General features: G+C 62.2%; 23 protein-coding genes. 14 read left to right on the top strand and 9 right to left on the bottom strand.

What is annotated here, in order from left to right:
* On the bottom strand, positions 1 to 4623 hold the full coding sequence (locus tag ACI3KW_RS16860) for a DUF6923 family protein (protein ID WP_404849047.1): 4623 nt from the start codon (positions 4621 to 4623) through the stop codon (positions 1 to 3).
* 673 nt (positions 4624 to 5296) lie between these two features.
* Positions 5297 to 6019, bottom strand: coding sequence for a helix-turn-helix domain-containing protein (locus ACI3KW_RS16855; RefSeq protein WP_404849046.1), 723 nt, complete (start codon positions 6017 to 6019; stop codon positions 5297 to 5299).
* A gap of 644 nt (positions 6020 to 6663) precedes the next feature.
* Here ACI3KW_RS16855 and ACI3KW_RS16850 point away from each other — a divergent pair.
* On the top strand, positions 6664 to 6933 hold the full coding sequence (locus ACI3KW_RS16850; protein ID WP_404849045.1) for a hypothetical protein: 270 nt from the start codon (positions 6664 to 6666) through the stop codon (positions 6931 to 6933).
* Between the two features lie 66 nt (positions 6934 to 6999).
* Positions 7000 to 7395: a GFA family protein gene (locus ACI3KW_RS16845; protein ID WP_404849044.1), complete on the top strand. Its 396-nt coding sequence runs from the start codon at positions 7000 to 7002 to the stop codon at positions 7393 to 7395.
* A gap of 6 nt (positions 7396 to 7401) precedes the next feature.
* On the opposite strand, the gene ACI3KW_RS16840 is transcribed toward ACI3KW_RS16845, so the two are convergent.
* On the bottom strand, positions 7402 to 8298 hold the full coding sequence (locus ACI3KW_RS16840) for a dihydrodipicolinate synthase family protein (RefSeq protein ID WP_404849062.1): 897 nt from the start codon (positions 8296 to 8298) through the stop codon (positions 7402 to 7404).
* A gap of 314 nt (positions 8299 to 8612) precedes the next feature.
* Between ACI3KW_RS16840 and ACI3KW_RS16835 the strand changes: the two genes are divergently transcribed.
* The 10 genes from ACI3KW_RS16835 to ACI3KW_RS16790 all read left to right on the top strand — a co-directional run bounded on the left by ACI3KW_RS16835 (position 8613) and on the right by ACI3KW_RS16790 (position 18349).
* Positions 8613 to 10208, top strand: a complete 1596-nt coding sequence (locus ACI3KW_RS16835; protein WP_404849043.1) for an ABC transporter substrate-binding protein — start codon at positions 8613 to 8615, stop codon at positions 10206 to 10208.
* A gap of 20 nt (positions 10209 to 10228) precedes the next feature.
* Positions 10229 to 11293, top strand: coding sequence for an ABC transporter permease (locus ACI3KW_RS16830; protein WP_404849042.1), 1065 nt, complete (start codon positions 10229 to 10231; stop codon positions 11291 to 11293).
* Position 11294: 1 nt separating this feature from the next.
* On the top strand, positions 11295 to 12209 hold the full coding sequence (locus tag ACI3KW_RS16825; RefSeq protein ID WP_404849041.1) for an ABC transporter permease: 915 nt from the start codon (positions 11295 to 11297) through the stop codon (positions 12207 to 12209).
* Positions 12202 to 13050, top strand: coding sequence for an ABC transporter ATP-binding protein (locus ACI3KW_RS16820; protein ID WP_262169213.1), 849 nt, complete (start codon positions 12202 to 12204; stop codon positions 13048 to 13050). Before ACI3KW_RS16825 ends, ACI3KW_RS16820 begins: the two co-directional genes overlap by 8 nt.
* A 15-nt stretch (positions 13051 to 13065) precedes the next feature.
* Positions 13066 to 13836, top strand: a complete 771-nt coding sequence (locus ACI3KW_RS16815; RefSeq protein ID WP_404849061.1) for an ABC transporter ATP-binding protein — start codon at positions 13066 to 13068, stop codon at positions 13834 to 13836.
* Positions 13837 to 13893: 57 nt separating this feature from the next.
* Positions 13894 to 15081, top strand: a complete 1188-nt coding sequence (locus ACI3KW_RS16810) for a galactarate dehydratase (RefSeq protein WP_404849040.1) — start codon at positions 13894 to 13896, stop codon at positions 15079 to 15081.
* Positions 15082 to 15223: 142 nt separating this feature from the next.
* Positions 15224 to 15652, top strand: coding sequence for an Rrf2 family transcriptional regulator (locus tag ACI3KW_RS16805; RefSeq protein WP_404849039.1), 429 nt, complete (start codon positions 15224 to 15226; stop codon positions 15650 to 15652).
* Positions 15653 to 15739: 87 nt separating this feature from the next.
* Positions 15740 to 16738, top strand: a complete 999-nt coding sequence (locus ACI3KW_RS16800) for an ATP-binding cassette domain-containing protein (RefSeq protein WP_404849038.1) — start codon at positions 15740 to 15742, stop codon at positions 16736 to 16738.
* A 2-nt stretch (positions 16739 to 16740) separates the two neighbouring features.
* Positions 16741 to 17544, top strand: coding sequence for an ABC transporter permease (locus ACI3KW_RS16795; RefSeq protein ID WP_404849037.1), 804 nt, complete (start codon positions 16741 to 16743; stop codon positions 17542 to 17544).
* A gap of 4 nt (positions 17545 to 17548) precedes the next feature.
* On the top strand, positions 17549 to 18349 hold the full coding sequence (locus ACI3KW_RS16790; protein WP_113122424.1) for an ABC-2 family transporter protein: 801 nt from the start codon (positions 17549 to 17551) through the stop codon (positions 18347 to 18349).
* Here the strand turns inward: ACI3KW_RS16790 and kduI are convergent, their stop codons facing one another.
* The 5 genes from kduI to ACI3KW_RS16765 form a co-directional block, all read right to left on the bottom strand.
* On the bottom strand, positions 18350 to 19192 hold the full coding sequence (gene kduI / locus ACI3KW_RS16785; RefSeq protein WP_404849036.1) for a 5-dehydro-4-deoxy-D-glucuronate isomerase: 843 nt from the start codon (positions 19190 to 19192) through the stop codon (positions 18350 to 18352).
* Positions 19193 to 19194: 2 nt separating this feature from the next.
* Positions 19195 to 19944, bottom strand: a complete 750-nt coding sequence (locus ACI3KW_RS16780) for a FadR/GntR family transcriptional regulator (protein ID WP_404849035.1) — start codon at positions 19942 to 19944, stop codon at positions 19195 to 19197.
* A 2-nt stretch (positions 19945 to 19946) separates the two neighbouring features.
* The gene (locus ACI3KW_RS16775) at positions 19947 to 21230 is read right to left on the bottom strand and encodes a TRAP transporter large permease (RefSeq protein WP_404849034.1); all 1284 of its coding nucleotides are present in this window, start codon (positions 21228 to 21230) and stop codon (positions 19947 to 19949) included.
* Between the two features lie 5 nt (positions 21231 to 21235).
* Positions 21236 to 21763 carry a TRAP transporter small permease gene (locus tag ACI3KW_RS16770; protein WP_404849033.1) on the bottom strand — a complete coding sequence of 176 codons (528 nt, stop codon included), beginning with the start codon at positions 21761 to 21763 and terminating at the stop codon, positions 21236 to 21238.
* Positions 21764 to 21872: 109 nt separating this feature from the next.
* Positions 21873 to 22853 (bottom strand): TRAP transporter substrate-binding protein, encoded by a 981-nt coding sequence (locus ACI3KW_RS16765; RefSeq protein ID WP_404849032.1) that lies wholly within the window; start codon positions 22851 to 22853, stop codon positions 21873 to 21875.
* A 268-nt stretch (positions 22854 to 23121) separates the two neighbouring features.
* Between ACI3KW_RS16765 and ACI3KW_RS16760 the strand changes: the two genes are divergently transcribed.
* A complete protein-coding gene (locus ACI3KW_RS16760) occupies positions 23122 to 23517 on the top strand; it encodes a cupin domain-containing protein (RefSeq protein WP_262169233.1) in 396 nt (131 codons plus the stop codon).
* Between the two features lie 40 nt (positions 23518 to 23557).
* Positions 23558 to 24538 (top strand): aldo/keto reductase, encoded by a 981-nt coding sequence (locus ACI3KW_RS16755; protein WP_404849031.1) that lies wholly within the window; start codon positions 23558 to 23560, stop codon positions 24536 to 24538.
* 6 nt (positions 24539 to 24544) lie between these two features.
* Here the strand turns inward: ACI3KW_RS16755 and ACI3KW_RS16750 are convergent, their stop codons facing one another.
* Positions 24545 to 25561 carry a FecCD family ABC transporter permease gene (locus ACI3KW_RS16750; RefSeq protein WP_404849030.1) on the bottom strand — a complete coding sequence of 339 codons (1017 nt, stop codon included), beginning with the start codon at positions 25559 to 25561 and terminating at the stop codon, positions 24545 to 24547.

Raw genomic sequence — 25561 nt, 5'->3', positions numbered from 1 at the left:
TCATAGCCCCGTCTCCACGCGCATTTCGATTTCCAGGCGGTATTGCCCCGACAGGCGCTCCCAGCGGTCGCGGATCAGGTCACTGACCTGCCGCAAGCGCTCCTCGGCCAGTTCGGGATCGGCGCCCGGGTCGATATAGGAGAGGCGCAAGACCGACTGCTCCTCGTCCAGCACGCCGATCAGCTGATCGACGCCCGCGGCCCATTGCGGCAGCAGTTCGGTGCTGCCCGGTTCAAACGCCTGGTCCTGCAGGTCCAGCCGCACCACCCGGCCGATGGCCACGCCAAAATCCAGCGAGGTCATCTTGCCGGCGGTCAGCCGCACCACGCGGGGATTTTCGGTGGTGAGCCGATAGCCCGATGGCAGGGTGCGCGGATCAAGCTTCATGATGAAGTTCGAGCCGATGCGCAGGTCGGGCAAAGCCGCGCAGGCGACATGGAAGCGGCCATGCGCATCGGTCGTCACCAGCCAGCCCTTGACCGTGGCGAGGCGCACCCCGGGCAAGCCCAGTTCCCCCTCGTCCTGGTAGCCATTGCGGTTCTTGTCATCGAACACCCGCCCGATGATCTCGCTGCAATCGAAGACCGGCTCGATCATGATCTCGACAGTCGCCGTGGCATCGGGTGCCAGCGGATTACCCGCTGCATCGGTGACACTGGCCCGATTGACATGCTCGCCCGGTCCAGCCGAGCTCAGCGCCAGCATCCGCAGCCGGATCTCGACTGCGGCATTGGCCGGCACATTGATGCCCTCGAACACCACGCGCCGCCCATCGATCACCGGCGTCGCGGCAACCCCACCAATGCTGGCGGAGCCTTCCACATACCGGAAGCCCGACGGCAGCGTATCCACGATGGTCAGCCCTGTGGCCGAACTGCCGGCATGGTTGGTCACCGTGATGGCAAACGGGGCTTCCTCACCACGCCGGATCTGCCGGCGCAGCGCAATCTTGGCCACCGAGATATCGCCCGACGCAGCGGCCGGGATGGTGACCTCGGAGCGGGCCGTGCTGGATGGCACATTGATCCCGTTAAAGGAGCCCTGGGCCCTGGCGGTGTTCTCGACGCCATCGGCGAGGCCGGCGGCATTGTCGATATCGGTCTGGTCGAGCACGTAAGTCGCCGTGAACGCCTGCGATTGACCGGGCGCCAATGTGACGGGGCGGGGCTCGAAGGTGGAGAGGCTATTGGCGGCGGGCCGGCCATTGAAGGTCGGACCGGCATCGAGCGGCCAGACATCATTGGCCGTCTGACCACCCTCATTGGTGATCAGGATCGTATAGGTGATGGTGTCACCCGGGCTGGCATTGCCGTCGCCATCCAGATCGTTGAACACGCCGGTCTTGACCGTGCCCAGGCTCACCGGCGAGGGCGGAATGGTCACCGTATCGGGCGGGCTGGTGATCGGCGGGCCCGAGGGCGGCGTGCCGGTGGCGGTGGCCGTATTGACCACTGAGCCGTTGTCGACATCGGCTTGGGTCGGCGTGTAGCGCGCCGTGAAGGTGAAGATCGCGCCGGGTGCCAGCGTTTGCGGGCCCTGGTCGATCGTGACCAGCGGATCTTCGACCATGACATTGGTCAGCGTCACCGTGCCGGTATTCCGCACCAGGAACGCGTAGCTGATGGTTTCGCCGGCATCGAGCAGGTTATCGCCATCCAGATCGTCGAGCGTACCCGTCTTGACCACGGTCAGCCCCGGGGTCTGGTCCGGCGGCACGGTGACCGTGTCGGGCGGGCTGGTGGTCGTGCTGCCGCCAGGGTCGGTGCCGGTGCCGCTGGCCGTGTTGACCACCGAGCCGTTGTCGATATCGGCCTGGGTCGGGATATAGGTCGCCGTGAAGGTGAAGCTGCCGCCGGGCGCCAGGGTCTGCGGACCCTGGTCGATCGTGACCAGCGGATCGTCCACGCTGACATTGGTCTGCGTCACCGTGCCGGTATTGCGGACCAGGAACGCGTAGCTGATGGTTTCGCCCAGATCGAGCAGGCCATCGCCGTCCAGATCGTTGAGCGTACCGGTCTTGACGATGGTGAGGCCCGGCGTCTGCTCGGGTGGCACGGTGACGGTGTCGGGCGGGCTTTCAGTGGTGCCGCCACCGGGTTCGGTGCCGGTGGCACTGGCCGTATTGGTCACCGCGCCAGTGTCGATATCGGCCTGGGTCGGCGTATAGGTCGCCGTGAAGGTGAAGCTCGCACCCGGCGCCAACGTCTGGGGGCTCTGGTCGATCGTCACCAGCGGATCGTTGACCATGACATTGCTCATGGTCAGCGTGCCGGTATTGGTCACGAGGAAGGAATAGCTGATGGTCTCGCCCAGGTCGATGAGGGCATCGCCGTCCAGATCGTTGAGAGTGCCGGTCTTGACCATGGTCAGCCCCGGGGTCTGCTCGGGCGGCACCACGACGGTGTCGGGCGGACTGGTGACCGGCGGGCCCGAAGGCGGCGTGCCGGTGCCGGTGGCGGTATTGGTCACCTGGCCGGCATCGATATCGGCCTGGCTCGGGCTATAGCTGGCCGTGAAGGTGAAGCTGCCGCCGGGCGCCAGGGTTTGGGGCGCCTGGTTGACCGTGACCAGCGGGTCATTCACCGTCACCCCGGTCAGGGTCACATTGCCGGTATTGGTGACGCGGAAGGTGTAGTTGATGGTCTCGCCCAGATCGAGCAAGCCATCACCATCGAGGTCGTTCAGCGTGCCGGTCTTGACGATGGTCATAGCCGGGGCCGGCGGCACATTGGTGTCGGTCGAGGTATTCGTGCTGGTGTCGGGATCGGGCGAGTCCGGCGGATTGGTGACGGTCGCCGTGTTGACCAGATCGCCGGTGAACCCGGCCGGCACGCTCATGGTGAGCGTATAGGTGGCCGTGGCGCCGACCGGCAGGCTGGCCGTGCTGCTGATCCCGCCCACCCCGCTCGCCGCGCCGCACACGCCGCCGCCGGCACCCACGCAGGTCCAGTTTGCCGTGGTGATGCCGGCCGGGAGCGGGTCATTAACTGCCGCCCCTTGCACGCCGAACGGGCCGCTATTGCTGACGACGATGGTGTAGGTGGTGTCGGTTCCCGGCGAATAGACGGTCTGGTTGTCGGTCTTGGTGATCGTCAGGTCGGCGGGGAAACCGAGCGGCGTGGTGACGCATTTGGCGCCATCATTGCTGCCCGAGCCCTGCAGGTTCGAGATCAGCGTGGCGGCGCCGGTCGTCACGTTGAACTGGTAGAAGCCGCCGCTGTTATTGCTGCCGAAGACGCCATTGGTGGCGCCGAACATGCCGCCGAAATTACCGGCGACCCCCGTCGGGCCGACGGCAGTGACATTGCCGTTGGCGGGATTGATGGCGAACAGGCCGGCGCCGTCGACCGCCGTGTAGAGCAGGCCATTGTGCCACCCCATGTCCAGGGTGCCGACACTCTGGCTCAGTGGCACTGGGGTAGCCGTCATTGTCGCCAGATTGACGCGGTAGAGCGTCGTGCTTGTCGCCACATAATATGTGCCGTCTGGCCCGATCTCACCAGAAACACTGCCACCGGGAAAACCTGTAATCGTGCCGAGGTTCGTCACGCTGCCGTCGCTGCCAATGCGAACCAGTGTGTTCGGCGTCGCCGAAATCTCGAGCCCGTAGATGTAGCCATCGGTAGGGTGCATCGCGATTGCGTTGTACTGGTTTGACGAGGTCGGCCCGACCGCGGCTACGACGAAGGGATTGGAGGCCGTGTCGAACTCGAAAAGACCGGACGGAACACCCTGCCCGAGATACATGGTCGCATTGCACGCGCCGAAGGAGGGCTGCGTGTTGTAGGTAACCGAGGTGCTGCCGGGCGGGTTGAGGCCTACAGACGAGGTGATGTTCGAGGCGTCGTTGGTGTAGGTTCCGGCGGTGGTCGATCTGACGGGGACGGTTGCCGTGCACGAGGCCAAGCCGGCCGTAAGATTGCCCGAGAGAGAAATGGCGGTTGCGCCGACAGGCGCGGTAAGGACGCCCGCGGGGCAGTTGGTGGCTATGTCGGCTGACGCCACCGTCAGGCCCGCTGGGAGTGTGTCGGTGAAGGACCAGCCGTTCTTCGCGCCCAACTCAGAAGTGTTCGTGATTGTAAAGGTCAGCGTCGTCACCCCGCCGACGCCAAGACTGGTCGGGGAGAAGGACTTGTCCAATTGCGGGGTCGCGTCGAGAATCCTGATATTGTCGAAGGCATGGTCGTTGCCGGTGCCGCTGCCATTGTTGTTGACCATCCGCACGCCGACCGAAGCGCCGCTGATCAGCACGGCTCCGTTGGAGGAATAGGTGCCGGTGTTGATCGCACCGCTTGCGGCTGCCCCGAGCGCCGGAACAGTTCGCGTCGTGCCGCTCGTACAGGCGTTGATCTGCGATCCCGCCGGGGTTGCGGCACCGCCGCCATCCAAAAGTGAGAACTGCAGCAACGGCGCAGATACGCCGCAGTTTACCGCTGCAACATCGACACTAAACGCCACAAAGCGATTGCTTGTGGCAAAGGCAATGTTCGTTGCTGTCTGGAACTCCACCAGACCGGCACCTGGATTGCCTGCGGTGAAGGCGGAGACGGCATAATTGCCTTGTGCGGCTGCCTGGCTCTGGCCGGTATGCATGCCCAGCGCCCACGAAAGCCGCTGCGTCATGTTCCAGGTATTCTGAGATACACACTCGGTCACCTGCGCCGCAGAGTTTACCGACTGGTTGGCCGAGGCGATCCAGCCGTTGCAATCTGTCAGCCAATTAGCATTGGCCGTATATGTTTGGCCGGACGCGCCGGTATAAGCATTGAGTTTGACGATCGGGGCGGGCCCGGGTCGATTCTGAAAATTCTCGGTGTAGATCGTCAATGCCAGCTGAGGAACCCCCGGGGTGCCTGGCGCTGCCATAACACCGGGACTGTATGCCGCCAAAAGCGCCGCCCCGACGACCAACATCGCCGCGGACGATCCGGCAACACGGCGCGCGACATCGCGCCAGGAAAATGGCTTGTGCATAGGTGGCCCCCAATAAGGTGGAACGTATTCCGCTGGCGGGGCCGCCGTCTGTCTTATGCCGTTTCGTTGCCAGGCATTACGCTGATCATCAGAAAGGTTCAGCGCGCTGCATCAATGCTCTGGCGAAGTCGCCCCCGACAACCGGAAACGTTTCCAGTCGGGAGCAAGGGAGCATATCGGTGAAAAGCCGTATTTCAGAATAATCCGGCTTTTTCAAAAAACTCCGGCAAATTTACAAGAAAACACCACTCGCTGGAACGGCTGTGGCGCAGCTGCCACACGCTCCGATAGCTGCCGGGCCCAGTGGCAGACCGCGCGGAATTTATCTACTTGTCCGCACTTGGGCGGGCGTTCGGCCGCGATAGCGTCGCATGGCGGAGGTCAGGTGGCTTTGGCTGGAAAAACCGCTGTAATGGGCCACTTCCTCGATCTTCATATTGCCCTTGCGGAGCAGCGTTTCGGCGAAGTCGAGGCGCAGGTTGAGTACATATTGATGCGGCGGCCGGCCAAAGGTCCGGGTGAAGCCATGTATGAAATGGCTGGGCGACAGGTTGCATACCGCAGCCAGCTCGGCGACCGACATCGGGGCGACAAAATTGGCGTGCAGAAACTCCTGCACCCGGCGCGCATTCTGCGGCGAAAGCCCGCCAATCCTGGTGCCTGCCGATAGCTTGGTGGTATCGGAATAGCTGCGCAGCACGTGCATCCCGAAAAACGTTACCAGCGAATCGACATAAAGCTCGTTGGGCGTGACCCGTTCCGTGAGCTCTGCCTTAAGGAGCCTGGCCATGCGCAGGGCTTCCTGATCAACCGTGCCGAAGGGCGGCGAGAAAAGTTCCACCTTGCCCAGGTCAGCCTCGTGCGCAGCCAATTCGAGCAGGCTTTCAGGCTTTATCGCGATGATGGCATTTTCTTTGGTCGATGCCCAACTGGAGCGGCTATCGACATTGGCGGGGCTGACGACGATCATGCCGGCCGGGGCATCGAAATGCCGCACCTTGTCGCCGCCGAAAGCCGCCGCCATGTTCGCCGAAGGGGCAAGCATCACAGCGATGAAATGTGCGTCCGCGCTAAAAGTCTGGGATCCCGGCGGGCGGGTCGAATGCACTGCGCCACCGCGGAAGGTAGTCACCCGTGGGCCGGCCTCAATGGGAATGGGCCGCAGGACATCGCCGGCTGGCGCCCCTTGATCAACTCCGAGCCGTCGCCGCGCCTCGTCGGAGTCATGTAGCATTCGGCGGCCCCTGTCCCGAGTCGTCTATGAGGTACGTTCCGCACCTTGGGGGCGATTCGCAACTTGTTTGGTGCAATCAAAGTTAGCTGTGGCCTAACGCAAAATTTCAAAACGCTGGGATCGCCGCAACCTTCCCACAGCCCGTCAATTGTGTATTTGTACATTTTATGGGGCGACGAAAATCGTCATACGTATCATCATCCTCGAACAAGCAAAAGTCTGCGCAGTTTTTTACGTCAACAATAGTTACCTATATTCGCTCCAGCGTATTTGTTAATATTTCTAAGGCAGCCGCTGTTCTATACAATAACGGTTTGATAGATATTTAAGCAGGCCGCTCATGCACGCAGATCGCCGTATCAACGGGCCTTTTTGTTGACGCGTTTTCGGCCAAGTTATTTTCGCATGCACATTTTGCATGACCGAGTTTCAGGAGCCGCGCCGCCGCGCCCATGGTGACTAGATACGACAAACGTCTTCAAGACGAAGATCTGTGGCAGGTCTATGAAATTTCGAGCGACCGCGTCATTGTGATTGCGGGCCATCCCTATGAGGGCATGGCCCAGCATGAAGCCGCGGAAATAGTAGCACTGCTGGAAAGCGGCGCTCTGCGCCCCGACGAAATTGCCGAAACGCCATTACCCACTGAGTCTGCGTCTCAGCACGCGAACCCCGCCGGCACCATAGCTGCCGCTACTGATCCGGTTCCGTCGGACAAATCTTAAAATCTGGCAGCTGCGGTCAGGAGGAAGCGTCAGTTTCGTTGCGCGTTGGCTGGCCAGGAGGCTCCGATGCGCTGGACCGGTGGCTGCCTATGCGGCAGACGACGCTATCATTTCGACGCCGATCCTGTTGCGGTCGGATTATGCCATTGCAACATGTGCAAGAAGGCGACGGGTGGCCCCTTCGCCATCCTGGTGCGCGTTCGGCAGGCCGATCTGCATTGGGAAGCTGACCCGCCGGCTATCTATCGATCATCGCCAATCGCCGTTCGTGGCTTTTGCCCGGACTGTGGCTCGCCGCTCTTGCTCGACTATGACGGCGACGCCTATCTGCGCCTGACTGTGGGCTCGCTTGACCACCCCGAACAGGTTGAGCCCGAGGGCCATTACGGCATCGAGAGCCGCCTGCCCTGGGTCAATTGCTGGGCAGACCTGCCGGGAGAAGAAACCCAAGAGCGGTTCTAGACCGTCCTACTTGCCGCGTTGCGCCTCGATGATACCGCGCAAGGTGGCGCGTTCGGCTTCGGAGAGAGCGGGTACGCCCGGCAGGCGCACGGCGCCAACATCCATGCCCATCATGGCCAAAGCTTCTTTCACCACGGTAACGTTCGATCCGTTCCGGTAATGGGTGCGCAATTCCTCGAACTGGGCGAGCCGGTTGATGAGCTTGCGGGCAGCCGCGAAATCGCCGCTGACCAGCGCCGCATGCACCTGCAGCGAGATTTCAGGGAAAACATTGACGAAGCCGGAGGTAAAGCCTTGGGCACCGATGGCGTAGAAGGCCGGGGCCCAGGCTTCGGCCAAGCCGCACACCCAGATTGCAGGCAAGTCTTCGGTGGAACGGATCACCTCGGCCAGCAGCATCAGATTGGTCGAGGCGAATTTGACGCCGGCGACATTTTCGTGCGCGGCCAGCCGGCGGAAGTCGTCGACCGAGAAGGTATCGGTCCGGACATAGGCGATGAATGGCACGCTCGAGGCGTCGGCCAGTTCCAGGAAGTAATCGGCTTGTGCGGCCGGGCCCGCAAAGGGGTCCATCGGATGATGCCCCATGATCGCGCCTGCGCCGGCAGCAATGGCATCGCGGGCCAGCGCCTTGGCTTCGACCAGCGAGCGGCCGACCGCCGCGCTGATCAGGCATTTGCCCTCCGCCGCCGCAATCGTGGTCGCATGCACCCGGCGGATTTCATCGAGCGAGAGCGAGAAGAACTCGCCGGTATTTCCGGCGGCCATCAGGTTGTGAATGCCAGCCCCGGCCAGCCGCGCAATCAATGCGGTGAGGAGCGAAATGTTCACCTCGCCATCGGCGCTATAGGGGGTTACCGGAACCCCTGAAATCCCTTTGAGGGCCGCCCGTACTGAAGCCATCCGATCGGTCACTATCGTAGTCCTTGCTTAGTCTTGAAACGAGATTGAGATAACTTTGGCCGGTCCGCAACACACGGCCCCACCTCCAGCCTGGAATGAGCGCCGTCGCGCATTGCCGCGGCAAGCGCGTGTCCGGCGAACAAAATGCGCACCAGAATGGCTTCCGAGGCATCACCGGGCGGCATCGTTCTTTCCAACAAATTCGCGGTCTCCAGTTGACGCGACAACCAGTATGTGAAATCTGATATACCAGATCTGATATGGTGTCGATGACAAACGAGCGCCGCTGGATCGAAAACGGGAGGAAAATCGATATGTATAGACGTCAGTTTCTGGCCGGCGTTGCCATGGGCGCTGTTGCCGCCGCGATGTACGGTTCGCCTGCCTTTGCGGCCACGCCGCCCGACCAACTCGTCATCGCCATCAATATGGGCTCGATGCGCGGCCTTGATCCGCATGAAGCCAACCAGATCGAATCCGCCGAAATCCTGGCCAATCTTTATGACCGGCTGGTCTATTTCGAGCCCGATGCGCTCAATGAAGCCAAGCCGCAGCTCGCCGAAGCCTGGACGATTTCCGAGGATGGCAAGACATTCACCTTCACCCTTCGCGAGGGCGTTACCTTTCACTCGGGCAATCCGCTGACGGCTGAAGACGCCGCCTGGTCGCTGGCGCGGCTGGTCAAGCTGGGCCTGGCCCCGGCCATCGACCTGCGCCAATGGGGATATAACGAGAGCAATGTCGACACCCTGATCCGCGCCACCGATGCGCGCACGCTGGTGGTCGAAACGCCCGAACCCTGGAGTCCGGGTCTGATCCTGGGCTCGCTGGCCAGTTCGGCCTGTTCGATCGTCGATCGCGCTTTCCTCGCCGACAAGGAACAGGATGGCGATCTGGGCCGGGCTTATCTGCAGGCGTCCGACGCGGGCAGCGGTCCCTTTTCGCTGCGCACCTGGCGCGCCAACGACATCATGATGGCCGACGCCTTCGCCACCTACTGGAACGGCGCTCCGGCCATGCGCCGGGTCATCATGCGGCACATGCCTGAATCCTCGGTGCAGCGCCTGCAGCTGGACACGGGCGATCTGGACGTGGCGACCCGCCTGTCCTCGACCGATCTCGATGTCTTTGAGAAGGCCGGCACAATCGATATCCAGAAGGTGCAGGGTTTTGGATTCTACTATGTCGCCCTCAACCAGAAGGACGACATCCTCTCGATCCCGCAAGTGCGCGAGGCCTTCCGCTACCTCATTGATTATGACGGGCTCGCCAGCACGATCATGCGGTATTATGGGCACAAGAGTCAGACCGTCGTTCCCGGCGGGTTGCCGGGCTTCCTCGACGACATGCCCTATAGCCTCGATATCGAGAAGGCGAAGGAACTGCTCGCCGAAGCGGGCTATCCGGATGGGTTCTCCAAGGTGCTCTATATTGGGCCGGGCACACCCTATTTCGAATTTGCGCAGTCGCTGCAGGCCAATGCCGCGAAGGCCGGCATCACACTCGATCTGCAGATGGGCGACTATCTCAGCCGCTTCCGTGAGCGCAATTTCGATATTTTCATGGGCCGTAGCGGCGAGCGCCTGCCCGATCCCCATGCCATCCTGCAATCCTATGCCACCAATGCCGACAACAGCGATGGCGCGCCACTGAGCGGTCTTCTGGCTTGGCGCTCGGCCTGGGATGTGCCCAAGGAATTGCAGGAACTCGTCGTGGCCGCTGCCCGCGAAACCGAGCCAGCGCGACGCGCCGAACTCTATGCCGAGGTCAACGCGCTTTACCTCAAAAGCTCCCCGGCCCTCATCACCTCGTTCGAGCGCTTCGACGTTAAGGCGGTGAGCAAGCGCGTCAGCGGCTATGTGGGCCACCCCACCTGGCTGACGCGCTGGGACACGGTCAGCAAGAGCTAGGCCAAGCGCAGGAGACCGACGTGAGCAGCCCTGAACTGACCGCACCGAGCCGCAAGGCCGCAGATAATCCGCTGCCCGACATCCTGCGGAAGATTGCGACTTCGGGTGCGGCAATCCTGACCACGCTGTTCGGTCTCCTGCTGCTGACCTTCATCATCGGCCGGATGATCCCGGCCGATCCGGTCCTCGCCATTTTGGGCGATAACTACGATCAGGCTGCCTATGACCGCGTCTATAGCGAACTGGGTCTCGACCGCTCGGTGCCGGAGCAGTTTTTCAGCTATCTCCAGAGCATAGCGCGCTTCGATTTCGGCCAATCCAACGTCACCCGCAATTCGGTGGCGGCGGATCTGGCCAGGGTGTTTCCGGCAACCCTGGAGCTAGCGATCCTGGCGATCGTCATCGGCACCGTTCTGGGCGTGCCGCTTGGCATTGCCTCAGCGGTCAAGCGCGGCACCTGGGTCGACCATCTCGGGCGGATCGTGGCGCTGCTCGGCTATTCGGCGCCGATTTTCTGGCTCGGCACCATGGTTATGCTGATCTTTTATGCGCGGCTTGGCTGGATACCCGGCGGCGGGCGCATCGATCTCTACAATGATGGCCTCGTTGTCGGCCCCACCGGCATGCTAATCCTGGACGCCCTGCTGGCGGGCGAATGGGAAGTGTTCTGGAGCGCCGTTCACCACATTGCCGCCCCTGCCCTGCTGCTGGGCTATGCCGCCATGGCCTATCTCAGCCGCATGAGCCGCAGCTTCATGCTCGAACAGCTCAACCAAGAATATATCCTCACCGCCCGCGCCAAGGGCCTGGGCGAGCGGCCGATCATCTGGAAACACGCCTTCCGCAATATCCGTGTCCAGTTGCTGACTGTGATTACCCTGGCCTTTTGCGGGCTGCTTGATGGCGCCGTGCTGATCGAGACGGTGTTCGGTTGGCCCGGCCTGGGGCAATACCTGACCGCGGCGCTGTTCTACGCGGATATGAACGCCATTCTGGGCGCGGTGCTGCTGATCGGGCTGATCTCCATCCTCATCAACCTGCTGACCGACGTGGTCTATCGCTTCGTCGACCCGAGGACCCGCTGACATGAGCGTGACGCATAAATCCCATGGCCTGCGGGACTGGCTCCTCAACGAAGATTTCAGCTCGCCGGCCCAGGCGCGAGCCCATCAGGCCTATGTCACCTGGCTGCGCTTCAGCGCCAATCCGCTGGCTTTGGGCGGCTTGGTCTTCGTAATCCTGCTGACGCTGGCGGCATGGCTCGCGCCCTTTGTGGCGACGCATGACCCCTTGCAGCAGGATTTGGCGTGGGCGCTCTTGCCTCCCTCCGGGCAGAATTGGTTCGGCACGGATGAACTGGGACGCGATGTTTATTCGCGGCTGGTCTGGGGCGCCAGGACGACGCTCTATATCGCCATTCTCGTCACCGTGATCGTGGGCCCGATCGGCTTCGTCATCGGGGCGGCCGCCGGCTATGTCGGCGGCTGGGCCGACACGGTATTGATGCGCATCACCGACATTTTTCTGGCCTTCCCAAGCCTGGTGCTGGCGTTGGCTTTCTCGGCAGCGCTGGGGCCGGGCATTGAAAACGCTGTGATCGCCATTGCGCTCACCGTGTGGCCGCCGGTTGCCAGGCTGGTGCGCGCTGAAACGCTGACCTTCCGCAAGGCCGATTTCGTGGTCGCCGCCGAGCTGCAGGGGGCGGGCGTGTTGCGCATCATGTTCCGCTACATCGTGCCGCTTTGCGCACCATCGGTGGTCATCCGGCTGACGCTGAACATGGCTTCGATCATCCTGACGGCTGCCGGCCTGGGCTTCCTCGGCCTCGGCGCGCAGCCACCCTCCCCCGAATGGGGCGCCATGGCCGCACAGGGGCGGCAATATCTGCTCGATGCCTGGTGGCTGACCGCCATTCCCGGCATGGCCATCCTGCTTGTCAGCCTGGCTTTCAACCTGCTCGGCGATGGCCTGCGTGACATTCTGGATCCCAAACATGCCTGATCAAGCCACGCCCCTGCTGTCGGTCCGCAATCTCACCGTTACCTTCCCATCGCTGCACGCCAGTGCGCCGGCCGTACGCGGCGTCAATTTCGATGTCGGTCGCGAAAAGGTCGGCATTATCGGGGAGTCCGGTTCGGGCAAGAGCACGACGGGACGCGCACTGATGCGCCTCCTGCCCAAGGCGACCCGTATCACGGCGGACCGCCTGCAGTTTCGTGGCGAAGAAATCCTGCCGCTCAGTGACCGGCGTATGCGCGAAATCCGCGGGCACAGCATGGCGATGATCCTGCAGGACCCCAAATATTCGCTCAATCCGGTGATGACCGTGGGCGAACAGATCGCCGAAACCGCAATCCTGCACGAAAAGCTGTCGCGGCGCGCGGCACGCGAACGCACACTGGAAATGCTAGAAAAAGTGCATATCCGCGAACCCGAGCGCGTCATGGGACTTTACCCCCACGAGGTCTCCGGCGGCATGGGGCAGCGCATCATGATCTCGATGATGCTGATCACCAGGCCGGCACTCATCATTGCGGACGAGCCGACTTCGGCACTGGATGTTTCCGTTCGCCAGCAAGTGCTGGCCATTCTCGACGAATTGGTCAGTGCCAACAATATGGGCCTGCTGTTCATCTCGCACGATCTCAACCTAGTGCGCAGCTTCTGCGATCGTGTGCTCATCATGTTCGGGGGCCGCATTGTCGAGGAATTGCCGGCCAGCCAGCTCGAACAGGCGTCACACCCCTATACGCGCGGCCTGCTGGAAGCCTTGCCCAGCCTGCTGCACCCCAAGGACCGGCTGGCTGTGCTGCGCCGCGATCCTGCTTGGGCGGAGGGCTAGACCGTGACCGACGACATGATCACCATCGAAAACCTCACCATCTCGTTCGGACGTGGCTCGAAAACCAGCCATGTAGTGCGCGGCATCGACATGGCCGTGACCAAGGGCGAGTGTTTCGGCCTGGTCGGGGAATCCGGCTGCGGCAAATCCACTTTGCTGGGGGCAATTGCCGGCCGAGTGAAGAACTGGCAAGGCGCCATCAGCATTGCCGGCGAACAGGTACGCCCCGAAAAGCGGAGCCATGCGCAATTGCGCCGCCAGCAGATGGTGTTTCAGGACCCGTTTGGCTCATTGCATCCGCGTCACACGATCGGCCGCATCCTGCTCGAACCGCTGGTCATGCACGCTATCGGGGACCGCGACGCTCGGGTGGAAAAGGCACTGGAGCAGGTCAGCCTGCCCACGCGCTTCCGGTTCCGCTATCCGCACCAATTGTCGGGCGGGCAGCGCCAGCGCGTCGCCATCGCCCGGGCGCTTATTCTCGAGCCGGAAATCCTGTTGCTCGATGAGCCGACTTCGGCACTCGACGTGTCAATCCAGGCGGAAATTCTCAATCTGCTCAAGGATCTGCGGGAACGCGCCGGCCTCACCTATGTGCTGGTCAGCCACGATATGGCCGTCGTCGCCCACCTCTGCGACCGCATCGCAGTGATGAAGGACGGGCAATTGGTGGAAATTTCCACCCGGCAGGCCATGATCGATAACGAGGTACAACATCCCTATACGCGCATGCTGCGCGAGGGGAGCCTGGGTTACCGGCCGCAGGGCGCTGCGATCACCGCATAACAGATGACGAATTTCTGGCCGCGCCCTTGCAGCCCGGCCCACTACAAGGAGACTGCCATGAAAATCGACCGCATGCGGGTATTCGTGACCCGGGACAAGGACCGGCCGCGCGTTATCGTGGCGCTGGACACCGATGACGGCCTGACCGGCTGGGGCGAATGCTACAATCACGGTCCCGACCTCGCGCTGCCCCCCATCCTCGACTATCTCTACAATTTCCTGGCCGGGCAGGATCCGTCGCGGGTCGACTATCTGGTCAATTACATGATCCAGCAATGCCGCTTCCCGCCGGGCGCGCTTGGGCTGGCGGCTATTTCCGGGCTCGATCATTGCCTATGGGACCTGGCGGCCAAGGCGCGCGGCGTGCCGGTCTACAAGATGCTGGGCGGAGAAGTGCGCGACCGCATCAAGGTTTATGCTGGCGTCTATACCGCACCCGACGTGCCCGCCGCCAAGGAGGAACTCGACCGCCTCAACACGGAATGGGGCTTTACCGCTTTCAAGCTCAGCCCGTGGCGGCTCGAGCTCAATAGCCATCGCTGGGGGGAAGTCGTGCGCACCTCGGCCGAATATTTCCGCCAGGTGCGCGAAGCGGTCGATCCCACCTATGAAATCGCCTTCGATGCCCATGCCAAGATTTTTGACGTCAAATCCGCCCGGCAACTCGGCAATGCCCTGGCGCCCTACGATCCCCTGTTCTACGAAGAGCCGCTCCGCCCCGAAAATATCGAGCTCTATGGCGATCTCAACCAGGGCCTGAACTGCACCCTGGCAACCGGGGAATCCCTCTACAATCGCAACGAATTCCTGCGCCTGCTGCAGGTCAAGGGCGCCGACCTCATCCAGCCCGACATCTGCGTGGTCGGTGGCATTTCCGAAATGCGGCGCATTGCGACCCTGGCGGAGGCTCATTTCGTGGGCGTCGCACCGCATAACCCGATGGGTCCGCTGGCCACCGCGGTCAATGTGCACTTCGCAGCCGCCCAACAGAACTTCAGGATCCTCGAATACCGCCTGCCCGTGGGCCAGTGCTATGTCTATGGCGGCACAGAAGTGGAAAGCCGCGAGGATGCCACCCGCTATGTGGTCGACCCTTATCTTCCTAAGGATGGCTACCTAGAACTGCGCCCGGATCGTCCCGGCTGGGGCGTCGAAATGGACGAAAAGGCCATGGGAGAGGACAGCTATGTGCATTGGCAGCGCCGCGTGCCCAAGCGCCCCGACGGCTCCTACGCCTTCGCCTGACCCAACAGGTGGGAGGCCCGGGCGGCCTCTCACCCCCTCCCGCGGGGAGCGATTGAAGTTTCGGCCAGCATTGGTGTCTGGTTTTAAAACCATGTAACATCCCATGCACCAAGACTTCGACGAATAGCGGGATTGCTCCTTCATGCGACAAGACAGCCGCCTGTCCCGGGTGCTGCATGCGCTCCTCCACCTGCATGGTATGGCGGCTCCTGCAACCTCGGACCTGCTCGCGAGCATGCTGGGAACGAACGCGTCCGTGGTGCGCCGGACCATGGCGGGCCTGCGTTCGGCGGGCATCGTTGCCGCGACCAAGGGGCATGGCGGCGGCTGGTCGCTGGCGCGTCCGCTGGACCGGATTTCGCTGCTGGAAATCTACCAGGCGCTGGGCTCACCCGAATTGTTCGCCATCGGCAATGATGAGGACGAACCCACCTGCCTACTGGCCCGGGCCGCGAACGCTGCGACCAATAGGGCTTTGACGGAGGCTCGCCAGCAGTTCGAGCTCTCCCTCAAGGCCGTCTCGGTCGCCGACCTCACCGCTGACTGGCGGCCGGAAATGGCCAGGCACTAACTATTGTTCTCAGCGCCAGAATCGCGCACCGATTACCTCCCGGCACTCAACCCATAGAAGGGGAGGCCGGGAGACATGGGGGTGATGATGACGGCGATTATTGCCGCGAGCGGCGTCAGCAAGACATTCCACCAGCCCAAACGCTTTTCCGGGCTGGGCGGGGCCCTCAAGGGCCTGTTCAATCGCGATTATACCGAAATCCACGCGGTCGCCGATATCAGCTTCACCATCGCGGCCGGTGAGGCGGTGGGCTATCTCGGGCCCAATGGCGCCGGCAAGTCGACGATGATCAAGATGATGACCGGTATTCTCGTGCCTAGCGGCGGCACATTGAGCGTACTTGGCCGCGCGCCGCACAGCCATCGCATGATCAATGCCGCCGAAATCGGCGTGGTCTTCGGCCAGCGCAGCCAGCTCTGGTGGGATTTGCCGGTGCGCGACAGTTTCGAGCTCAACCGCCATATCTACGACATTCCGGCGGCTCGCTACGCCGACAACCTCGCCTATCTCAGCGACATGCTGGCAATGGGTGGGTATCTCGATCGCCCAGTGCGCCAGCTTAGCCTGGGCCAGCGCATGCGCGCCGAGATCGCCATGGCGCTGTTGCACGATCCCAAGATCCTGTTCCTCGACGAGCCCACAATCGGGTTGGATGTGGTTGCCAAGGATGCGGTGCGCAAATTCCTGTCCAAGCTCAATCGCGAGCGTGGCACTACCATCATCCTCACCACCCATGACCTGCAGGATATCGAGGAAATCTGCCCCCGCCTCATCATGGTCGATGAAGGCAAGCTGCTGTTCGACGGCGAGGTGACGCGGTTGCGCGCTGCACTCGGTTCGCGCCGCCGGCTGACCCTGACCTTTGGCACCGATCCCGGAGCGATTACACTGGCCGGGGCACAACTGGTCAGCGACGAAGGCGCCGCCAAGCATTTCCTGCTCGACAGCGACGAGATCTCCATCCTCAACGTGCTGACCGAGCTCGGCTCGGGCTATGACCTCAGCGACGTGGCGCTCGAAGAGCCCGACATCGAGGAGGTGATCCGCACCTTTTACCAGAACAAGTCCAAATTGGCCGGGGCGTAGTCATGAGGGCGAGCGCCTATCCCGCTTTCACCGCCAATGCTTTCCAGGCGCGGCTGGCCTATCGCAACCAGGTCTGGGCCGGCATGTTCGGCGAACTGGTCTTCATCGTCGCGCGCATCGCCATCTGGGCGTCGGTGTTCGGCGCGGTCGGCACTGCCAGCGTCGACGGCGTGACCCTGCCGCAGATGATCACCTATGCCCTGTTGGCCGGACCGGTGCTGTATTGGGATTATTCCCGGCTGCTCAAGGATGTCGGCACTGCTGTCAAATCGGGCGATGTGGCGGTCTACCTGCTCAAGCCGCTGCATTATCCCGGCTATCTGCTGGCCAGTCACTTCGGCAACTTCCTGTTCGATCTTGTCGCGATCACCCTGCCGGTTGCGGCCGTTGTCGGTTTTACGGCGGGTCTCGTTGCTCCGGCCAGCCTGTTCCATGGCTTGGCTTTCCTGCCATTCTGGGCGCTGTCCTTCATGATGCTGTTTGTGCTCACCACCCTGTTGGGGCTGGCCGCCTTCTGGCTGATGACCACCGACTCGTTGGACTGGTTCTTCAACAGCATCATGACGCTGCTGTCAGGCGGGCTGGTGCCGCTCTGGTTCTTCCCCGGCTGGCTAGCGGCCATTGCCGGACACCTGCCCTTTGCCTGGGTCTCCTACTATCCGGCGGCCGTCTATATCGGAAAGCTGGGCGTGGCGGAGACACTGCTCTATTTCGGCATCGGCCTTATCTGGTTTGCCGCGCTCCTGCTGTGCCTGATCTGGCTATGGGGCCGGGCGCGGCACCGCCTCATCGTGCAGGGAGGGTAACGTCATGGCGCGTCTTCGCGTGATCATTCCCGCCCTCGTGCGGACCTTCATCAAGAGCAAGACCGAATATCCGGGTGCCATGATACTGGGCTGGCTGTCCCAGTTCGCAGCTTATGGCTCCATGTACACGGCCATCTCCCTCATCCTGGCTCGCTTCGGCGCGCTGGGCGGCTGGATCTGGCCGGAAATGGCCCTGCTCCTGTCGTTCCATCTCCTCGCCTACTCGCTTGGCGCCTCGCTCAGCTTCGTGCAGTTTCGGGAGATGGAGGAAAAGGTGCGCATGGGCACTATGGACGCCATTCTGGTCAAGCCAATTGGCGTCTGGACCTATATCGTTTTTTCCGGCCTCAACATCGGCTATGCCGGCCATATCGTGCTGGCCGTCGGGCTGATGGGTTGGGCCCTTACCCAGGTGGATATCGCCTGGACGCCACTGTCCTTGCTGCTATTTCTCGGGTGCCTCGTCAGCGCGGCCATGATCGTGGCTGCCGTGATGACCATGATCGGCGCCACGGCGCTGATCTGGGTCAAGTCCAACCATCTCTACCAGATTTTCTTCGGCTTCTGGGAGTTGGCCCGCTATCCCCTCACCATCTTCCCCTTGCCGCTGCAGGTGCTGATGCTGAGCGTGGCTCCCCTGGGCTTCATGAGCTATGTCCCGGTCGCAGTTTTCCTGGGCAAGGACGTGGCCCTGCTCGGCGCCTGGGCCGGCCCGGCGGCGCTGTTGGCCGGGCCGCTTGCTGCTGGTCTTGCCATGCTCCATTGGCGTTATTGCCTGCGCAATTATCAGGGTGCCGGCGGCTGATTACCGGAGCTCGTCCATCTCGATTTTTTCGACGTCGGTATAGTCGACATTGTCGCCAGCCATGGCCCAGATGAAGGTATAGGCGCCGGTGCCAGCGCCAGAATGGATCGACCAGGGTGGCGACAGCACGGCCTGCTCATTGCGTACGATCAGATGCCGCGTTTCAGTGGGCTCGCCCATCAGGTGCACGACGAATGCATCGGGCTTGAGATCGAAATAGAGATAGGCCTCCATGCGCCGGTCATGCACGTGGGCGGGCATGGTGTTCCATACAGAACCGGGCGCGAAACTGGTCAAGCCCACCACCAATTGGCAGGTCTTGACGCTATCGGCGTTGACGAATTGGAAGATGGAACGCTCGTTGGCCGTTTCCTGGCTGCCCAGGTCAAGCCGCTTGGCATCGCTCTGGCGGATCAACTTGGTTGGATGGCTCGCATGCGCCGGCGCGCTCAGCAGGTAGAATTTGGCTGGTGTACCGGCATCGGCCGAAGCAAAACTCACCTCGGCGGCGCCCATGCCGATATAGAGCATGTCGCGGGGCGCAATAGGATGGTCCGTGCCATCTACCGCAATCGTTCCGGCCCCACCGATATTGACCGCGATCAGCTCCCGTCGGTCGAGGAAGCCGGCCGTTCCGGTCGGCTTGATCGTCTCCAGCGGCAGCGCCTTGCCGCCTGGCATGGCCCCGCCCACCGCCATGCGGTCATAGTGGGTATAGGTCCAGTTGATGCCGCCCAGGGTGAACAATTCCTCGATCAGGAAATGCTCGCGCAGCTCATCGGTATTCATGGTGCCGGCGCTTACCGGGTCGATGGCAAAGCGGATGTCGAAATCGGTGGTCATGGTCAGTCCTGTTTGGTCGTGGATTGTTGGCGGAGCCGCTGGCGATAGCGTTCCTGGCTCAGCGACAGATGCTGCCGCATCGCCTCGCGTGCTGCCTCGGCGTCCTGCGCCGAGATGGCCCGAAGAATGGCGAGGTGCTCGCGTTGCAGCCCAGCCTGGTACTCATAGGACAACACGCTTTCGGTGCCCCATGGCGAGGCCACATCGCAGGGAATGGTCCGGCTTCCCAGCCCGTCCAGCACCTCGATGTAGAACGGATTGTTGGTTGCTTCGGCGATGGTCCGGTGAAAGGCAAAATCGGTCTTGCCGGTGGGAATGCCCAGCTTCAGCAATCGGCCGAACTCGTTCCATGCCTCTTGGATTGCCGCTTCCTGGCTGGCGCTGCGCCGCGTGGCGGCAAGTCCGGCCGCTTCGATTTCGATACCCATGCGCACTTCAAGCACATTGATGGCCACCGAGATCTTGTTGGATTTGTCCGCCCCGATCGAGTTGAACGGCGTCACCGCATTGGCGACCACGAACACCCCGGCGCCCTGCCGCGATTGCACCAGCCCATCGGCCGCCAGAGCCGCAATGGCCTCGCGCACCACCGTCCGGCTGACGCCGAATATGGTGGTCATCTGGTTTTCGGTCGGCAGCTTGCCGCTGGCATCGTATTCACCCGTGCTGATGCGCTTGCGCAGCGTGTCGATCACCAGATCCGCCAGCTTGGGCCGGCGCGCCGCGACAGCATCACTCCCCGAAAGGCTCATCGCTATCCCCTGAACAAGGCCGGCAGCCACAGCGACAGCGCCGGAATATAGGTCACCAGCCCCAATACGATGATTCCGGCCAGGTAGAACGGCCAGATGCTCTTCATCGCTTCCATCACGGTGATCTTGCCCACCGCGGCGGCGACGAACTGCACCGGCCCGAGCGGGGGCGTATTCAACCCGATGCCCAGATTGAGGATCATGATCACCCCGAAATGCACCGGATCGACGCCGAAAGCTTTGACCATGGGAAGGAAGATCGGGGTGGTGATGATGATCAGTGGACCCATATCCATGAAGGTGCCGAGCAGCAGCAGCACGACATTGATCATCAGCAGCACCAGCAGCGGGTCGGACGAGATCGTCGCCATTCCCGCCGTGAGGATCGTCGCCACTTTCAGATAGGCCATGAGCCAGGCAAAGGAGGCGGCCGCGCCGATGATAAACAGCACCATGGCCGTGGTGCGCACTGCGCCCAGCACTGAATGAACGAACTCGCTCCAGTTCAGCGAACGATAGACGACCAGCGTCACGAGCAGGGCGTAAAGCACTGCGATGCAAGAGCTTTCGGTCGCTGTGAAAATGCCCGAGCGCACGCCGCCGAAGATGATGACGATTAGCATCAGCCCGGGGATGGAGACGAGGAAGAAGTAGCCGGCTTTACGGAAACCGGGAAAGGGCTCGGTGGGATAGCCCCGTTTGACCGCCACAAGATAGGCTGTGACGCTCAGCACTGCTGCCAGCAGCAGGCCCGGAATGACGCCCGCCGTGAACAGGTCCGCGATGGAAATATTGCCGCCGCCTGAGAGCGAATAGATGATCATGTTGTGGCTGGGCGGCAGCAAAAGGGCGATTAATGCTGCCATGGAGGTAACGTTGACCGCGTAATCGGCGCCATAACCGCGCGCTTTCATTTGCGGGATCATGATGCCGCCCACAGCCGCGGCTTCCGCCACGGCCGAGCCGGAAATGCCGCCGAACAGTGTCGAGGCCGCGATATTGACCTGCCCCAGCCCGCCCCGCACATGCCCGATAATGGAGCCGGCAAACGAGATGATGCGCGCCGCGATGCCACCGCGCATCATCATGTCGCCGGCGAAAATGAAGAAGGGGATGGCCAGGAGGCTAAAGGCCGAGACGCCCGAATTGAGCTGCTGGAACACCACGATGGCCGGCCGGCCGAGATAGACGATGGTGGCGAAGCTCGCGATACCGAGGCAATAGGCGATCGGGGTGCCGATCACCATCAGCCCGGTGAATACGCCGAAGAGAATCCAATATTCCATAAAGGTCAGGCCTCGGTGATCGTCGGATCGACCGGGATGTCGTCGACCGGCTCACCAGCCAGGCGCAACAGAATGCGCTCGGCGGCGAACAGGCACATCAGCGCGCCCGAGATCACAATGGGGAAATAGGTGAAGGCGGTGGGCAGGCCGAGCACCGGGATACGGGTCGACCAGTAGCGCACCGCCAGTTCGCCACCATAAAAAGCCATGCCGAAGGCAAAGCAGAACACGGCGACATCGCTGATAGCCCGCAGCCACGGCTTGGCTGATGGCGGCAGCACGTAGAGCAGCACGTCGAAGCCCATATGGAAATTCTCACGCACGCCTACGGCAGCGCCGAGAAAGATGAACCAGGTCATGATCATGATCGATCCCGCCTCGGTCCAGGCCGGCGACTGGTTGATCACGAAGCGCATGAACACCTGATAGGCGACGATGGCGGTCATGGAAACGAGGCCGACGCCGGCAATCCAGAGCATGGCGTTTGAGAGCTGCCCCAGCACGCGGCTGGTCGGCATAAGCCAGGATTTCATCTTCAGTCTCCAGCATTGGCGCTGATGCTCGCGGGCCTCGATCAGTTCCCTCCCCTCAAGGGGGAGGGAGCCCATCGTGGCGGCCCAAGATTGGTGCAGACCTTGCCAGCTAGCCCTCAGTTGCCTGAATACGGGCGACCAGGTCCTGCAGCTCGGGATCGGTCACGTATTTCTCGTAGACCGGCTTCATCGCTTCGATGAAGGGCGCCTTGTCGACTTCATTGATCACCGCGCCCAGCGCTTCCACCTTGGCCTTGGATTCCACTTCCTTGGCGGCCCACAACTCACGCTGCTTGGCGACCGATTCCTTGGCTGCTTCGCGGAACAGCGCCTGGTCTTCCGGTGTCAGCCCATCCCAGACGATCTTGGAGATGACCAGCACTTCGGGCACCATCAGGTGCTCGTCGAGCGAGTAAAATTTGGCCACTTCGGCGTGGCCGGCAGTGTCATAGCTGGGGTAATTGTTCTCGGCCCCGTCGATGACGCCGGTCTGGATGCCCGAATAGACTTCGCCATAGGGCATGGGCGTGGCATTGCCGCCAAACGCCGCGACCATATCAACGAAAATGTCGGACTGCATGACGCGCATCTTCATGCCCGCCATATCGGCCGGCGTGTTGATCGGCTTTTCGCTATTATAGAACGAGCGGGCGCCGCCATCGTAAAAGGCCAGCGCCACCACATCCACGGCGTCGAACGCGGCCAGGATTTCTTCGCCGATCGGACCATCCAGTACGGCATGGAAATGATCGGCGGAGCGGAAGATATAGGGCAGTTGCGTCACCGTTGCTTCGGGCACCTGGGTGCCGAAGGCGCCGATCGAGATGCGGTTGAGATCGATCACACCAAACTGGGTTTGTTCGATCGTGTCCTTTTCTTCGCCGAGTTGGGCGGAGTGAAACACTTCGACCGAATAGCGGCCGCCGGTCTTTTCGCTCAGCAGCTCGCCGAAATGCTTGACCGCTTCGACCGTCGGATAGCCGTCCGGATGGGTATCGGACGAGCGCAGCACCGTCTGGGCGCTGGCGGTCGAGACCATCAGGGTTGCAGCGACGAGCGCCGTCGCCGCCAGTTTAGGCAGTTGAAACATGGTATCCTCCCTCATGCATGTCCGCGCCGACCTCGTCCTCCACGACAAGCCGGCGCCCCTCCTAGATGGCCAGCGCCAAGCGCTCGGGACTGCGGAGGAAACTGTCAAGAATGCGCCGCCGAAGTCAACATACAAAGTCCCTCGACTTGTATGATGAATTGCGACAGCTAAGCCGGTCCATGAATGCCATTCATAGGATCAACAAAAATAACCATACTAATCAGGACGGGAAGCGGTCCTATCTTTGTAGCCAACACGAGGAACTCTGATGAAAATTCAACGCGCAGGCTCGCAACCGTCCGCCAAAGGACCCAGCGACTGGTTTACCGGCACCGTCAGGATCGACCCGCTTTATGGGGTCGAGGCTCCCAGCGACATGGCGGCCAACATAGTGACCTTCGAGCCCGGAGCGCGCACGGCCTGGCATATCCATCCGCTCGGGCAGACGCTCATCATTCTGAGCGGGCGGGGTCTCGTGCAAAAAGACGGTGGGCCGATCGAAACCATGTTGCCCGGCGATGTGGTGCGATTTGCGCCCAATGAGAAGCACTGGCATGGCGCCAGCCCCGACACTGCCATGAGCCACATCGCCATCCAGGAAGAACTCGACGGCAAGGTCGTGGAATGGATGGAACAGGTCAGCGACGAACAATATAGCCGCTGAATTTTTGGCCGGTCATTCCAATAGCGTGAGGAGAAACGACATGAAACAACGACAACTTGGGTCCAGCGGCCTGCAGGTTTCCGCCATCGGGCTTGGCTGCATGGGCATCAGTCAATCCTACGGCGTGCCGCTGGAACCTGCGGAAGGCGTCAAGGTCATTCGGGGCGCCTTCGAGCGCGGGATCACTTTCTTCGATACGGCCCAGGTCTATGGCCCCTATACCAATGAGGAAGTGGTCGGTGAGGCCTTGCAGCCGATCCGCGACCAAGTGGTGATCGCCACCAAATTCGGCTTCAACATTCCCCAGGGCGGCGGCATGGACAGTCGGCCCGAGCTCATCCGCTCCACGGTCGAGGACTCCCTCAAGCGGCTGCGGACGGATTACATTGACCTGCTCTATCAGCACCGCGTCGATCCGAATGTGCCGATGGAGGATGTCGCCGGCACGGTCAAGGAACTGATCGCTGAGGGCAAGGTGAAGTATTTCGGCCTGTCCGAAGCCGGCGTCGCCAATATCCGCCGCGCTCATGCCGTGCAGCCGGTTTCGGCCTTGCAGAGCGAATATTCGCTGTGGTGGCGCGAGCCGGAGGAGCAAATCATCCCGGTGCTGGACGAACTCGGCATTGGCTTTGTGCCATTCAGTCCGCTCGGCAAGGGCTTCCTCACCGGCACAATCGATGCCGGCACCAGCTTTACGCAAAACGACTTCCGCAATTCGGTACCGCGTTTCAGCGAGGAAAACCGCGCGGCCAATCAGGCTGTCATCGATACTCTCGCTGGTATCGCCAAGGAAAAGCAGGTGACGCCGGCCCAGCTCGCGCTCGCGTGGGTGCTGGCGCAAAGCCCCAGCTTTGTGCCCATTCCGGGCACGACCAAGCTGCATCGCCTTGATGAAAATATCGGTGCGGCGGCGATCGAACTGTCGGCGGAGGATCTTGCCACGATAGAGCGGGCCTTTGCCGGTATCGCGGTTCAGGGCGAACGCTACCCACCCCAGCAACAGGCGCGGATTGATCGATAGGTAAGCTCAGGCTCCGCTCCCTGCCCGGTTGGCGCGCACGATCAGATAAATGAGATAGGGCGCGCCCAAGGCTCCGGTCACCACGCCGACCGGGTAACGCGTCGGCAGCAGGAACTGGCCGGCATAATCGCCCGCCAGCACCAGCATCCCGCCAACCAGCGCGGCGGGGATCAGCAGCGAGCCGCGCGGCCCCACGATGCGGGCGGCGATCGGGCCGGAGAGAAAGGCAACGAAGGCGATCGGGCCGGTTATCGCTGTAGCCGTAGCAATTATGCCGACAGCAGCGATGATCACAATGACCCGCGTGCGGCCGACCTGAACGCCCAAAGCGGCGGCCGTATCATCGCCCAGCCGCAGCAGCTCAAGCTCGCGGGTGCGGCTGAGCAGCAAGCCGCCGAAAACCACCAATGCGCCAAGAAGCGGCAGCGCCTGGCCGAGTTGGGCGCCATTGAGACTCCCAGTCAGCCAGCGCTGCGCTTCCTGCAAGTTCCAGTCCGGCGCCTGGGACAGGATATAGGTAATCATGCTTTCCAGCATGGCCGAAATGCCGATGCCGATCAGGATCAGCCTTGTTCCGCCCGCGCCTTTGCGAAAGGCCAGCGCATAGACCAGCAGCGCGATGGCCAGGCCAGCGATGACCGCGAACAACGACACCACTGGCCCGTTCAGCGACAGCACGACAATGGCGAAAACGGCGGCGGCGCTGGCGCCGGAGCTGATGCCGATAATGTCCGGACTGGCCAGCGGATTGCGCAGCATGATCTGGAAAGCGACGCCGCCCAGCCCGAAGCTGAGCCCTGCGAGGACCGCAAGTACCGCCCGCGGCAAGCGCAGTTGTCCCACAGTGAAGCTGGCGCCGCCCACCTGCTCGCCCATCAGCACGCGAATGACGTCGCTTGGCGGGGTGAAGGATTGGCCCAGCGACAGGGTCAGCGCGAAGAGCACCGCCACCAGGGCCAGCAGAATGGTGGTCACCAGCCGATGGTAGCGCAACTGGCGAGCGCGCGTGGCGGTCAACGGCAT

It is taken from the genome of Devosia sp. ZW T5_3 (genome assembly GCF_044987315.1).
Classification (GTDB): Bacteria; Pseudomonadota; Alphaproteobacteria; order Rhizobiales; family Devosiaceae; genus Devosia.
The sequence above is the reverse complement of the archived record's forward strand: the minus strand, read 5'-3'. Positions and strand labels throughout refer to the sequence as shown.